This is a genomic window from Variovorax sp. GW458-11-26-14-LB1, assembly GCF_059423965.1.
Genome location: NZ_JBWKYW010000017.1, coordinates 20,093 through 33,011 on the forward strand (window position 1 = coordinate 20,093; position 12,919 = coordinate 33,011).

At 69.3% G+C, this 12,919-nt stretch carries 11 protein-coding genes; 4 read left to right on the top strand and 7 right to left on the bottom strand.

What is annotated here, in order from left to right:
• Positions 1-8 precede the first annotated feature (8 nt).
• Positions 9-3,524, bottom strand: coding sequence for a chromosome segregation protein SMC (gene smc / locus AC07YS_RS13575; protein ID WP_495268317.1), 3,516 nt, complete (start codon positions 3,522-3,524; stop codon positions 9-11).
• A gap of 113 nt (positions 3,525-3,637) precedes the next feature.
• Between smc and AC07YS_RS13580 the strand changes: the two genes are divergently transcribed.
• The 4 genes from AC07YS_RS13580 to AC07YS_RS13595 all read left to right on the top strand — a co-directional run bounded on the left by AC07YS_RS13580 (position 3,638) and on the right by AC07YS_RS13595 (position 6,851).
• Positions 3,638-4,408, top strand: a complete 771-nt coding sequence (locus AC07YS_RS13580; protein WP_159276935.1) for a hypothetical protein — start codon at positions 3,638-3,640, stop codon at positions 4,406-4,408.
• A gap of 55 nt (positions 4,409-4,463) precedes the next feature.
• Positions 4,464-4,784 carry a helix-turn-helix domain-containing protein gene (locus tag AC07YS_RS13585; RefSeq protein ID WP_070060699.1) on the top strand — a complete coding sequence of 107 codons (321 nt, stop codon included), beginning with the start codon at positions 4,464-4,466 and terminating at the stop codon, positions 4,782-4,784.
• Positions 4,781-6,079 carry a type II toxin-antitoxin system HipA family toxin gene (locus AC07YS_RS13590; RefSeq protein WP_492726850.1) on the top strand — a complete coding sequence of 433 codons (1,299 nt, stop codon included), beginning with the start codon at positions 4,781-4,783 and terminating at the stop codon, positions 6,077-6,079. The genes AC07YS_RS13585 and AC07YS_RS13590 overlap by 4 nt, the downstream gene beginning before the upstream one ends.
• Positions 6,080-6,158: 79 nt before the next feature.
• A complete protein-coding gene (locus AC07YS_RS13595) occupies positions 6,159-6,851 on the top strand; it encodes a P-loop NTPase family protein (RefSeq protein WP_062471226.1) in 693 nt (230 codons plus the stop codon).
• Positions 6,852-7,107: 256 nt separating this feature from the next.
• On the opposite strand, the gene fabG is transcribed toward AC07YS_RS13595, so the two are convergent.
• The 6 genes from fabG to AC07YS_RS13625 are packed head-to-tail and all read right to left on the bottom strand — an operon-like array spanning position 7,108 to position 12,916.
• The gene (gene fabG / locus AC07YS_RS13600) at positions 7,108-7,839 is read right to left on the bottom strand and encodes a 3-oxoacyl-ACP reductase FabG (protein ID WP_159271769.1); all 732 of its coding nucleotides are present in this window, start codon (positions 7,837-7,839) and stop codon (positions 7,108-7,110) included.
• Positions 7,836-8,309, bottom strand: a complete 474-nt coding sequence (locus AC07YS_RS13605) for a hotdog family protein (protein ID WP_492726852.1) — start codon at positions 8,307-8,309, stop codon at positions 7,836-7,838. The genes fabG and AC07YS_RS13605 overlap by 4 nt, the downstream gene beginning before the upstream one ends.
• Positions 8,306-9,076 carry a class I SAM-dependent methyltransferase gene (locus AC07YS_RS13610; protein ID WP_492726855.1) on the bottom strand — a complete coding sequence of 257 codons (771 nt, stop codon included), beginning with the start codon at positions 9,074-9,076 and terminating at the stop codon, positions 8,306-8,308. The genes AC07YS_RS13605 and AC07YS_RS13610 overlap by 4 nt, the downstream gene beginning before the upstream one ends.
• Positions 9,073-9,906, bottom strand: coding sequence for a polysaccharide deacetylase family protein (locus AC07YS_RS13615; RefSeq protein WP_495268318.1), 834 nt, complete (start codon positions 9,904-9,906; stop codon positions 9,073-9,075). Before AC07YS_RS13615 ends, AC07YS_RS13610 begins: the two co-directional genes overlap by 4 nt.
• Before the next feature lie 20 nt (positions 9,907-9,926).
• Entirely contained in the window at positions 9,927-12,332 is a 2,406-nt protein-coding gene (locus AC07YS_RS13620) for an MMPL family transporter (protein WP_495268319.1), read from the bottom strand.
• Positions 12,329-12,916 (bottom strand): LolA-related protein, encoded by a 588-nt coding sequence (locus AC07YS_RS13625; RefSeq protein WP_495268320.1) that lies wholly within the window; start codon positions 12,914-12,916, stop codon positions 12,329-12,331. The genes AC07YS_RS13620 and AC07YS_RS13625 overlap by 4 nt, the downstream gene beginning before the upstream one ends.
• Positions 12,917-12,919: the final 3 nt, after the last annotated feature.

Here is a 12,919-nt window from a genome sequence, read left to right on the forward strand (position 1 = left end):
CGCCTGCCTTATGCCGCTTCGACCATCGAGACCGCCGACTCCATGTCGACCGCAACGATGCGCGACACACCCTGCTCCTGCATGGTCACGCCGATCAGCTGTTCGGCCATTTCCATGGCGATCTTGTTGTGGCTGATGAAAAGGAACTGGGTTTCACGGCTCATGGCGGAGACGAGTTTGGCATAGCGTTCGGTGTTGGCGTCGTCCAGCGGCGCGTCCACTTCGTCCAGCAGGCAGAAAGGCGCCGGGTTCAGCTGGAAGATGGCGAACACGAGCGCAATGGCCGTGAGCGCCTTCTCGCCGCCCGAGAGCAGGTGGATGGTCTGGTTCTTCTTGCCGGGCGGCTGGGCCATGACCTGCACGCCGGAATCGAGGATCTCGTCGCCCGTCATCATCAGCTTGGCGTTGCCGCCGCCGAACAACTCCGGGAACATGCGGCTGAAGTGCTCGTTGACGATCTTGAAGGTGCCGCCGAGCAGGTCGCGCGTTTCGGCGTCGATCTTGCGGATGGCGTCTTCCAGCGTGCCGATGGCTTCGTTCAGGTCGGCAGACTGGGCGTCGAGGAAGATCTTGCGCTCGCTCGCAATCGCGAGTTCGTCGAGCGCGGCGAGGTTCACGGCGCCGAGCGCGACCACCTCGCGGTTCAGGCGGTCGATTTCGCTTTGCAGGCCGGTCAGGCGCACCTTCTCGGTCTCGATCGATTGCGCCACCGCTTCGAGGTCGGCACCGGCGTCGTCCAGCAGCTGCTGGTACTGCTCGACACCCAGGCGCGCGGCCTGCTCCTTGAGCTGGAACTCGGTGATGCGCTGGCGCAGCGGATCGAGTTCGCGCTCCAATTGCAGCCGGCGCTCGTCGCTGGCGCGCAGCTTGAGCGTGAGGTCGTCGTACTGGCTGCGAGCCGCGCCCAAGGCGGTCTCGCGCTCCAGCTTGAGCGACAGCGCGTCCTGCAGGCCGGCTTGCGCGGCGGCGTCCGACAGGCGGCTCAGCTCGGCGCGGGCGCGCTCGTCTTCGTCGGTCAGCGCGACGGTCTGCTGCGAGGCGGTTTCGATGCTGCGGTTCAGTTCGCCGCGGCGCGCTTCGAGCGTGCGCTGCGAGAAGGTGGCTTCCTGCGCCTGACGTTCGAGGCTGCGGTGCTGTTCGCGGCTGGCATTCAGCGTGCGGCCAGCTTCGATCACGCGCTCGTCGAGTTGCGCATGGCGCTCCTGGCTGTCGGCCAGCTGCATGTCGAGCTCTTCGAAGCGGCCTTCGGCGGCGATGCGCTTTTCTTGCAGTTCTTCGAGCTGGGCATCGACTTCGCCGAGGTCGGCGGCCAGTTGCTGGCTGCGCGCGCGGGTCTGCTCGGCGAGCTGCGTCATGCGCAGCGTTTCGACCTGCAGTTCATGGGCGCGCGACTGCGTTTCGGCGGCTTCGCGGCGGGCCGTGACGAGGCGCTGTGCGGCGTCGCCGTAGGCGGCTTCGGCACGAACCAGCGCAGTGCGCGCCTCTTCGTTGATGAGCGTCTGGGCCTTGAGCTGGCGCTCGAGGTTTTCCATTTCCTGCTGGCGGGCCAGGAGGCCGGCCTGCTCGGAATCGGGCGCGTAGAAGTTCACGCTGTGCGACGACACGGCATGGCCGCTGCGCACGTAGATCACTTCGCCGGGCTGCAGCGTGGCGCGCTGGGCCAGCGCCTCTTCGAAAGTCTCGGCCGTGTAGCAACCGTGCAGCCAGTCGTTCAGCAGCGCCTGCTGGCCGGCGTCGTTCAGGCGCAGCAGGCTCGACAGCTTGGGCAGCGCGCCCGCACCCTGCGGCACGCCGGCGGCGGGCGGGCTGTAGAAGGCCAGCTTGGCGGGCGGTGCGTCGTTGCCGAAGGCACGCACCATGTCGAGCCGGCTGACTTCGAGCGCGCCCAGGCGCTCGCGCAGCGCGGACTCGAGCGCGTTCTCCCAGCCCTGCTCGATGTGGATGCGGCTCCACAGGCCCTGCAGGCCGTCCAGGCCGTGCTTGGCGAGCCAGGGGGCGAGCTTGCCGTCGGTCTTGACCTTCTCTTGCAGCGCACGCAGCGCTTCGAGGCGGGCCGAGAACTCGGCGTGGCGGGCGCCCTCGGTGTTGACGGCCTGCTGCTTGGCGCGGCGGTCTTCGTCGAGCTGGGGCACGGCCTCCTGCAGTTCCTGCAGGCGGGCGTCGGATTCGCTGGCGGTTTCCTGCGCCGCGGCCAGCTGCTCCTGCATTTCGGTCAGCCGGTCTTCGTCGGGCGCGGCCAGCGCGTTCTGGTCGGCGCGCAGGCGTTCGCTGCGCAGCGTGAGCTGGCGGCTCTGGTCTTCGATGTTGCGCTGGTCGGCGGCCAGCACCTGAATCTGCTGCTGCACCTGCGAGACCGTCGCGCGCTGCGTGTTGGCCTCGTTCTGCGCACGGTGCACGGCCTCTTCGAGGTCAGGCAGGCGCGCGTCGTGCTCTTCGAGCTGCGCGGCCAGCAGGATGGCCTGCTCTTCGGCATCGACGCCGGCACCGGCCAGCGTCTCGATCTCGGCTTCGGCTTCTTCGCGGCGACGGCCCCATTGGCCCATCTGTTCGCGAAGTTGCACGAGGCGTTGTTCGACGCGCTGGCGGCCTTCGACCACGAAGCGGATCTCGCCTTCGAGCCGGCCGACTTCGGCGCTGGCTTCGTACAGCTTGCCTTGCGCCTGGTTCACCAGGTCGCCGGCGCCGTAGTGGGCCTGGCGCACGGTTTCGAGTTCGGACTCGATGCGGCGCAGATCGGCCGTGCGCGATTCGAGGTCGTTGATAGCCTTTTCCGAATCGGCCTTGATCTTGGCCTGGTCGGCATCGCTTTCGCCGCGCTTGAGGAACCACAGTTGGTGCTGCTTCTTCGTGGCGTCGCCCTGCAGCGCGTTGTAGCGCGCCGCCACCTCGGCCTGCTTCTCGAGCTTCTCGAGGTTGGCGTTGAGTTCGCGCAGGATGTCTTCCACGCGTGTGAGGTTCTCGCGCGTGTCGCCCAGGCGGTTCTCGGTTTCGCGGCGGCGCTCCTTGTACTTGGAGACACCGGCGGCTTCTTCGAGGAACAGGCGCAGTTCTTCGGGCTTGGATTCGATGATCCGGCTGATCGTGCCCTGGCCGATGATGGCGTAGGCGCGCGGGCCGAGGCCGGTGCCCAGGAACACGTCCTGCACGTCGCGGCGACGCACCGGCTGGTTGTTGATGTAGTAGCTGCTGGTGCCGTCGCGCGTGAGCACGCGGCGCACGGCGATTTCGGTGAACTGGTTCCACTGGCCGCCGGCGCGGTGGTCGGCGTTGTCGAACACCAGTTCGACGCTCGAGCGGCTGGCCTGCTTGCGGGTGGTCGTGCCGTTGAAGATCACGTCCTGCATCGACTCGCCGCGCAGTTCCGACGCACGCGACTCGCCGAGCACCCAGCGCACGGCATCCATGATGTTCGACTTGCCGCAGCCGTTCGGCCCCACCACCCCGACCAGTTGGCCCGGCAGCAGGAAGTTGGTGGGTTCGGCGAACGACTTGAAGCCCGAGAGCTTGATGGAGTTAAGACGCACGACTTGTCGCCCTGCCTTGGCGTAGCGCCAAGGTATTGATTTGTAAGGAAAATTGCACGAGCCCGCAGCTTGAAGCGGGCCGCCGCCCCAGCCGTGGATGATAACGTCAGGGCATGAGCGATTCCCTGGCTTCTCCCCTCGCGGCGCGACGCACCTGCCTGCTGGCAGGCACCGCGGCCGCCCTGCTCGCGCCGCTGGCGCTGACGGGCTGTTCCTCCTTCCGTTCCACCGAGCGCGCCGAGCCTTACGGCAACCAGGAATGGCTGCAATCGGGCACCAACCGCATCGCCAACCTGTCGCTGCGCGACAACCTGCAATCGGTGCGCCGCGTGCAGACCACCTTGTACCGGCGCAACCCGCGCGAATGGCGCAAGTCGGCCGCCAGCATGGAAGAAGCCACGCAGCGCACCTGGGACGCGGTCCTGCAGGGCACGCCGCTGCCCGAGTTGCGCGGCGCCACCGGCATCGACGCCATCCGCCTGGCCTTCGAAACCGGTCCGCAGGCCTACCAGGGCGACCGCGTGGCGGCGCTGGTCGTCGGGTGGGCCTCGATGCTCAAGCAGGCCAACGGCAACACCTGGGACCAGACCATGATCGACGGGGTCGACGCCGAGAACAGCTACCGCACGGCGCGCAACTTCGAGATTTCGCTCTGGCTCATTTCCTCCAAGACCGGCCCCGACGGCCAGCCACTGCTGCTGGCCACCGAGATCAGCGAACGCGGGCGCAACCTCGTGGCCGACCGCGAGCTGTCGAAGGTGGTGGCACGGCTCGACCTGCTGGCCGCGCAGGCCGACGAGAAATACCGCCGGGCGGCCCTCGATTTCGGGCAGAACTGGGTGATGGGCGTGGTCATGCCGCTCTTCACGCTGATACCCAAGTAGGTTCTTCGCATCGGAAATATGTTTCCGAAATAGGCATTTGCGGTAATATCTTTCCGTGGACAAGCAGGAACTCATCACCGCCCTCACGGCGCGTCGCGGGGCCACCGGCCTCACGAACGCCGAGATCGCCCTGCGTTCGGGGCTCACCGAGCGCTCGGTGCGCAATGCCCTGAGCCTGAAGGGCAATCCGCAGCTGTCGTCGCTGCTCGCGCTGGTCGATGCGCTGGGGCTCGAATTGCAGCTCGCGCCCAAGGGCTTCGGTGAAGGCACGGCCGTCGATCCCGGCTACCGCCCCGTCGCCACGCGTGTCGGCCGGGCGCTGGCCGAAGCGCCTGCCGCGCCGCCCTACGTGCGGGGCCGCCGCTCACCGCCATGAACGTCAAGATCCTCGAGATTTCGCTCGGCGCGCACCGCCTCGGCAAGCTGTTCCAGTACGCCGACCTATGCCGCTTCGTGGCGGAGCCCGAGTTGATCGCCAACCCGCCGCCCGGCGTGCTCTCGCTGTCGATGGTCGCGAGCGACCCTGCGGCCCAGGCCGCGCTGTGGAGCGACGTGAAGAACCCGCTGTTCAACGCCCAAGGCGGCCAGTTGCCCGGCTTCTTCCAGAACCTGCTGCCCGAAGGCGTGCTGCGCAGCCACATCGCGCAGCTGCGCGGTTGCCGCGAGAACGATCACTTCGAATTGCTGGCGGCCTGCGGCGGCGACCTGCCCGGCGCCGTGGCCGCGCGCCCGGTGTCGGTGGACCGCGGCACGCTGCAGCGGCTCATCACGCAGGACCAGGACGCGCTCGAGATGTCGGTGGTCGAGTTGCCGATGCCGCAGGGCATCTCGGTCTCGGGCGTGCAGCCCAAGCTGGGCCTGCGCCGTCAGGGCGGCCGCTATGTGGCGCGCGTTCGGGCCGGCGCCAGCACGCGGGTGATCGCCAAGCTGCCGGTGGCCGGCCGGCCCCACATGCCGCAGCTCGAAATGCTTTCGCTGCAGATGGCCGGGGTGGCGGGCGTCGAGGTGTGCCACGCCGAACTTGCGCCGCTGTCGGCCATCGCGGCGGAGCACAGCTATGCGCTGCCGGACGAGCCCGAGTTCCTGGCCGTCACACGTTTCGACCGCGACGGCGCGCGCCGCATCCACTTCGAAGACTTCGCGCAGGTGCTCGCGGTCGACCCGATGCACAAGTACAGCGGGAGCTACCTCGACATGGCGCTCGCGATGCGCGCCTTTCCATCGTTGGGCGAAGACGCCGTGCTCGAACTGGTGCGCCGGCTCGTGGTCAACGACCTGCTGGGCAACCCGGATGCCCACCTGAAGAACTTCGGCGTGCTGTACCCCGATGGCGTCGCACCGCGCCTGGCGCCGGCCTACGACATCGTGGCCTATGCGGCGCTGCAGGGCGTCGAGGGCCACGCGTTGCCGCTGCTGCCGGCCCCAGTCGGTGCGACCCCAGCCCGTCGCACCGCGATGTTCACGCCCGCCAACGTGCGCGCGTTCTGCTTCTCGGCTGGCGTGCATGAGCCGCGCATGCGGCGCGTCGTCGCAGACACGGCCCGCCTCGCGCGCGACCAGTGGCCCGCGATGATCGACACGTCAGTGCTGCCGGCTCCATGGAAGAAACGGCTGCAGCAGCGCCTGCAGGCACATCCCTTGCTGCAGGGCATGAGCAAGCGGGGTCGCTAGCCACAGTGGCGTGACAGGCGACCCCTAGAATGAATCCGCCCTCCTCCACCCCTCAACCCATTCGAGGCAGCAACCACTCATGAGCTCCATCAACTTCATCGGCGGCGAAAAAGGCGGTGTCGGCAAATCGGTCACGGCACGCGTGCTGGCCCAGTACTTCATCGATCGCAGCCGACCTTTCACCGGCTTCGACACCGACCGTTCGCACAGCTCCTTCACCCGCTTCTACGAGGGCTTTGCCTCGCCCGTGGTGGTCGACAGTTTCGAAGGCCTGGACACGGTGGTGAACGGCTTCGAGACCAACCCGAAGCAGAGCGTGATCGTCGACCTCGCGGCGCAGACGCTGGCGCCGCTGTCGCGCTGGATCAAGGAATCCGACCTGTTCGACGTGTTCGAGGAGATCGACGTCACGGTCAACTTCTGGCACGTGCTGGACGACGGCAAGGACTCCACCGACCTGCTCGGCACGCTGATCGACACCTTCGGCAATCGGCCCAACTACATCGTGGTGCAGAACTACGGGCGCGGCAGCGACTTCGGGATGCTGCTGGCTTCGCAGTCGCTGTCGAAGGCCAATGCGAATGGGGCGCGCGTGATCGCCTTACCGCGTTTGCACGAAGCCAGCATGCGCAAGATCGATGCGCAGAACACGAGTTTCTGGAAGGCGGTGAACGACCGCGAAGGGCCGCATGCGCTTGGATTGCTGGAACGGCAGCGCGTGAAGTCTTGGCTGGCTACGGCCTACGCTGCGTTCGATACGCTGCCTCTTTAGGCCTTTTGGGAGCGCCCGACAGGCGGCACGGCGCGGTCGGCCCCACTGTGCCGGCCGCTTCGCGGTTCCCCTGCGGTGCTCGCGTTTCGCGGGGTCTCGCAGAACTCGCCTTCGGCTCAAACAGCTGCGAGCCCTGATCCGCGAAACGCTGCGCTCCTCGGCGGCACAGAGGGGCCGCCCACACCGCACCACCTGCCGGGCTCCAGGGTGAAGTGGATGCCCTGCTCGCCGCAATGAAAAACGAAGCAGCAGGGCCTTAGATCATCCCGCCGTTGATCGAGATCACCTGACCCGTGATGTACGCGGCTTCATCGCTTGCCAGGAACGCTGCCAGCGCCGCCACTTCCTGCGGCGTTCCGGCGCGCTTCACGGGCACCATCTGGTTGATGAGCGCGGGATCGAACACCGCGTCGGCCATCGGCGAGGCGATGATCCCGGGCGCGATCGCGTTCACGGTCACGCCGCGCGACGCCACTTCGAGCGACAGTGCCTTGGTCGCGCTGTTCAGCGCGCCCTTGGCCGCGGCATAGTTCACCTGCCCCTTGTTCCCCGCGATGGCGGCGACGGACGAGATGTTCAGCACACGCCCCCAACGGGTGCGCATCATCGGCAGCAGCAGCGGCTGGGTCACGCGGAAGAAGCCGTTGAGCGACACGTCGATCACCTTGTGCCATTGCTCCGCGCGCATGCCGGGCAGCACAGCATCGTCGTGCACGCCCGCGTTGTTGACGAGGATCTGCACCGCGCCGCCTTCGAGGATGCGTGCGCAGCCGGCCGCGCAGGCCTCGTCGCTGCGCAGGTCGAACACATGGCATTCCGCCTTGCCGCCGGCGGCGGTGATCGACGCGGCCAGTTGCTCGATGGCCTCGGGCCGCGAGTTCGCATGCAGCAGCACGGTGGCGCCGTCGCGCGCAAAACGCTCCGCCATGGCCGCGCCGAGCGCGCCGCTGGCGCCGGTGATCAGTGTGCGTTTTCCTTCGAAACTCATGACGGTGTGCTTCCCATGTCCGCCAGCGGCGTGTTCAAGACCACCACGGCCCGGCCCTCGGCCAGCAGGCGGCCGTCGTCGGCCGCCACCGTGAATTCATACAAGACCTGTCGGTCGTCGCCGGACAGGCGCTTCGCGCGCACCTGCAACGCTCCGGCGATGTCGTCCAGCCGCGCCACCGCCAGCTTCACGTTGCGCGCACTGGCCAGGAAGCCGGCCGACGGTGTGCTGCCCTCGACGGCCAGCAGGCCGCCGTGCAGCGCCATGGCCTGCGCCGCGTACTCGATGGCGTTGGGCGCGAGCAGGCCGCTCTCGGTGCGCAGCGGGTTGTCCGCCTGGCTGTGCGTCGTGGTGCTGCAATGGATCGATTCGGCGTTCCAGCCTTCGAGGCGCTCCAGCAGGCACATGCTGCCGCTGTGCGGAATGCGCGCGGCGATGCCCGCGCGGTCGAGCGTCTGCGGTGCCGTCAAGCGGCAGTCTCCAGGTCGGCCACCAGCAGCACGTTGGCAAAGGGCGTGCCTTCGCTCATCGGCATGCTCTGCACGCGGAAACCCAAGCGCTGCAGCACGGCGATCCACTCGGCCAGCGGGCGGCCCCAGGTCGGCGAGACCTTGTGGCCGCGGATGCGCGTCACGGTGCGATCGACCCACTGGCTGATCGCGAAACCGCGCGTGCTCGACGCGTCGCCCACGCGCAGCAGCAGGCGCGCCTTCGGGTTGCCGCCACGGCGCAGCGCGTCGCGCACGCGGGTCAAGACGCCCTCCTGCGCGGCGAGGTCCACGTAGTGCAGCACGTCGAGGATCACGACCAGGTCGCAGTCGGGCAAGGCGGCCGAGCACATGTCGGCGCACACCAGCCGCGGCGTCGGCTTCAGATGGCCGACCGACGCCTCGGCGCGCGCCACGTCCTTCGGCATCAGTTCGATGCCCGTGTAGTCCGCGGCAGCGGGCGTGGCGGCCCAGGAGGCCGGCCAACGTCCCTGTTGCTGCATCGTGCTCATCGACGCCAGCAGGCTCACGAAGAGGCCCTGTCCGCAGCCGATGTCGACCACGCGTCGGTGCTGCGCGTCGATCAGCCCGCGTTCGAGCAGGCCGCGGAACACCGGGTCGCGCCCGAGCTTGCCGCGCGCGAACTGCCAGGCGAAGGTGCCGCCCTTCTTGTAGGGCACGGTCGCGGCTTCGTGCAGCTCGCGCCAGGCTTGGTCGGTGGTCATCGTCGATGGCATCACGGCGCTCATGCGGTCTTCAATCCTTCAGGCAGGGTCACGGCGCGCAATCCATCGGTGCGCAGGCGTTGGAGCAACAAGGGCAGGACTTCCAGCAAGACGGGTTGTCCTGCGGCGGTGCGCGCGGCATTGCCGTCGTGCAGCAGCAGGATGTCGCGTGCCTGCAGGTGGTGGGCGAGGCGCGCCATCACCTTGGCGGCGTCGCCTTCGCGGGTGTCGAAACCGCGCCGCGTCCAGCTCACGAGCGAGAGGCCGAGGCGGTGCAGCACGGGTTCGAGGAAAGGGTTGCGCAGGCCGGCGGGCGCGCGGAAACAGGTCGGGCGCTGGCCGGTCACGTCGGTCAGGATGTCCTGCGCGCGCGCGATCTCCGCCGCGAAGCCGCGCGGGCCGAGGAAAGAGAAGTTGTGCCGATGTCGCGCCGTGTGGTTCTGGATGCTGTGGCCGCGCGCGACGATCTCGCGCGCCAGCGCAGGATGCGCCAGCACGCGCTCGGCGATACAGAAGAAGGTGGCGCGCTGGCCGTGGGCGTCCAGCAGGTCGAGCACGCGGGGCGTGACCTCGGGCTCGGGCCCGTCGTCGATGGTGATCGCCACCTCGCGACGCGCAGCGGCGGCTTCGGGCAGGCGTGTGACGTTCGGGCCGAGCAGGTTGCTGCGCGGCGTGAGCCCCGCACCGGTGATCAGCGCATGGTTCAGCACCACCGCGCCGAGCGCCCAAGGCCATGCGCCCGGCACCAGCACCCCAGCGCCCAATGCGGCCACATGCACGGCCGCGCTGGCGCGCATGGCCGGCGGCCAGGGCCAGGATTCGGTAGCGGCGACAGGGGCGGAAGGCGGCGACATGGTGGGTCCGGATTTTCCCATCAGCGCGGACGCTGTGGGCTCGGGCCCTTCCCGGGCGCCACGTTGCGCGCGAACGCGGCCGACAGCAGCAGCGCCAGCAAGGCGCCCGGCGCGACCACGCGGCCGATGGACGACAGCGCCGGAATGTCCGAGATCGCGATCAGTCCGAACGACACCACCGTCGTGAGGTTGGCCAGCATCAGCGAGGCCAGCGTGTCTTCGTCGGCGCGACCGGTCGTGCGCAGCTGGTCGAAGAAGAGCGCGTAGTTCGATCCCACGGCGACGATCAGCAACAGCCCCACGAGGTGCAGGATGCCGAGCGCAGCCTGCGCCAACGCCATGCCGCCCAGCGTGAGCACCACCGCGAACAGCAGCGGCTGGCACACGGCCAGCAGACGGCGCCACGAGCGCAGGTACACGCCCAGCAGCACCACCACCGCCAGCGCGCCCAGCAGCACCTGCACGAAGGCCTCGTGCAGGTAACGCTGGTAGAGGCCGCCAAGTTCGCGGCCGACGTCCACCACCTGCACCTCGGGCAGCCCGGCCAGCGCCTCCTCGAGGCGAGCCTGTTCGAAGCCCGGGCCGGGATGCAGCACGACCAGCGTGGACCAGCCACCGCCCGGTCGCTCGTACATCAGCGTGTTGACCACGGAGCCCAGCGGGCCGCCCATGAGGTCGGCGCGCTGCACCGGCGCCTGCTTGCGCGCGGCCTCCACGTCGGCCACGAAGGGACCGAGGCGCGAGGCCGGCAGCGGCAGGCCCTTGGTCGCCTCGGCCAGGTTGGCGCGCAGCGTGTCGGCGTCGGGCAGGCTGGCCTGGCGCGCCGTTTGCGCGGCCACGCTGGGCAGCACGCGGGTCACGGCTTCGTAGCCGCTGAGCTCGCCCTTGTCGACCAATGCATCGAGGCGCGCGGCCGCGGCCTCGGTGTGGCGCAGTGCGGCCTGTTCGTCGTCGCCGAAGGCCACCACGAGCACGCCGCCGTCGCTGGCGCCGATGTCCTTGCGCAGCATCTCGTCGAGCTGCTGGGCCGAGCGCGGAACGGGGCTCATGGCGCTCAGGTCGGCGCGCCACAGGTGGCCGCCCTGCCACAGCACCAGCGCCAGCGCAGCCACGCCGAGCGCCGCCAGCGGCCAGCGCAGGCGCGGCAGGCCGCGCACCAGCAGGCCGGCCAGGCGCGCCATGTGCCGACGCATGCCCATGCCGGTCGCGCCATCGGGTGCCAGCGCGGGCAGCACGTAGCGCGTGGCCAATGCGGCCGACACCAGCCCGGCGATCGAGAACACGCCCAGCTGCGCCAGCCCCGGAAAGCCCGAGAACACCAGTGCCGCAAAGCCGCACACGGAGGTCAGCAGGCCCAGCCGCACAGTAGGCCAATGCACCTCGCGCCAGCGCTGCCAGCCGGTGCCGGCCACGGCCGCGCCGCGTGCCTGGATCAGGTAGTAGATGGCGTAGTCGACCGTCTCGCCGATCAGCGTGCTGCCGAAGCCCAGCGTGAGCCCGTGCACCGAGCCGAACACCAGGCTGACCGACGCGGTGCCGACCACCACGCCCGTGGCCACCGGCAGGAAGGCGATGACCAGCGCGCGCGGCGAAGCAAAAGCCAGCAGCAACAGCACGCTCATCACGATGCCGCCCACCACCGCGAGGTGGATGGCTTCGGTCTTGATCTTTTCGCGGCTCATGACCGAGAACACGGGCGGCCCGCTCAACAACAGCCTGGGCGCAGCCTCGCCCATGCCGCGTGCGGCGGCTTCATAGGCGGCCTGCACACGGGCGATGGCGACGGCCTGCGCGTCGAGGTCGCCGCCGGCCGCGCGCGTGGTGGCGATCATGAGCGCACGCGGCGCCTCGCGCGACATCCAGACGCCGGCCTCGCTGCGCGGCGCGCTGGCCGGCACCAGCTCCATCGCGATGCGCTGGGTCTCGCCCGTCGGGTCGCTGTCGAGCAAGGGCTTGATCGCGTTGCCGGCCGGCGTGCCGAGCATCGACAGCGTGTCGACGATGGCCTCGCGCAGCCCTTCGGCCGTGAACTGCCCGGGCATCACGCCGGACGACAGCTGGTAGCGGTGCTGGAACACCCAGGTGCCGGCCTCGCTCCAGTCGCTCACGTCGCCGTTCTGCACCAGGTCGAAGAGCTGGCTTTCGCGCATCGCCTTGCCGACGGCACGCGAGACCTCAGCACGCTGTTCGACGCTGCCGCCCTCGAAGCCCAGCATCAGCGTGCGCGAGGCGACGCCGCTTTGCAGCTGCTCGATCAGCACGCGCTGGCGCAGGTCAGGGCTCTTGGGAAGAAAGGCCGACAGGTCGGCGCCGATCTGGGTGCGCGCGATGACGACCGCGCCCAGGGCCACGACCAAGAGCCACGCCAGCAGGACGACGATGCGGCGCGACCACCCCGGCGGGCCGCCCGCCTGCGCCAGGCTCACGGTGTCGCGCGCCCGGGGGCGCCGGCCGGCAGCGCCGACGGCGGCGCGTTGGGCGAGATGTGCATGACCGAGCGGTCACCGCCCACGAACTCCGTCTCCAGCCCCAGCACCTCGCTGTTGCGGCCGGTGATGCGCATGCTGCGCACCTGCGCGGCCAGCCGGCTGTCGTTGGGCGTGAGGTCGAGCGTCCACTTGCCGGCAGCACCGGTCACGGTGCTCTTGAAGTAGCGCTGCAGCGTGGCGCCGTCGCCGCTCAGCGTGCCGCGCATGGCTTCGACCAGGCCCAGGAGCTCGGGCATGCTGTCGAGCGCCAGCGTGCGGTTGCGGTTGCCGCGCGACAGGGTCAGCGTGTTGCCGTCGACCGACATGGTTTCGATGCGCGGCGACAGCGTGCGGCGCACCAGCTTGTCGGGCGCCTCGAAGCTCAGCGTGCCGCTCGCGTCGAGCGGGCCTTCGAGGCCGTGCACGAAGCGCTGCTCGGTGAAGCGCGCCTCGCCGCTCTTCTGCCGGGCCAGCAGGCCCATCAGTTCGGGCAGGTCGAATGCCGCCCAGGCCGGCGCGGCACAGAAAGCCACCGCCAGCATCAC

What these genes read in the sequence shown, in the direction of transcription:
- AC07YS_RS13580 (WP_159276935.1), top strand. Translation starts at nt 3,638, where the DNA reads ATGAGCGATTCCCTGGCTTCTCCCCTCGCGGCGCGACGCACCTGCCTG.
- AC07YS_RS13590 (WP_492726850.1), top strand. Translation starts at nt 4,781, where the DNA reads ATGAACGTCAAGATCCTCGAGATTTCGCTCGGCGCGCACCGCCTCGGC.
- AC07YS_RS13595 (WP_062471226.1), top strand. Translation starts at nt 6,159, where the DNA reads ATGAGCTCCATCAACTTCATCGGCGGCGAAAAAGGCGGTGTCGGCAAA.
- fabG (WP_159271769.1), bottom strand. Translation starts at nt 7,839, where the DNA reads ATGAGTTTCGAAGGAAAACGCACACTGATCACCGGCGCCAGCGGCGCG.
- AC07YS_RS13610 (WP_492726855.1), bottom strand. Translation starts at nt 9,076, where the DNA reads ATGAGCGCCGTGATGCCATCGACGATGACCACCGACCAAGCCTGGCGC.
- AC07YS_RS13615 (WP_495268318.1), bottom strand. Translation starts at nt 9,906, where the DNA reads ATGTCGCCGCCTTCCGCCCCTGTCGCCGCTACCGAATCCTGGCCCTGG.
- AC07YS_RS13625 (WP_495268320.1), bottom strand. Translation starts at nt 12,916, where the DNA reads ATGCTGGCGGTGGCTTTCTGTGCCGCGCCGGCCTGGGCGGCATTCGAC.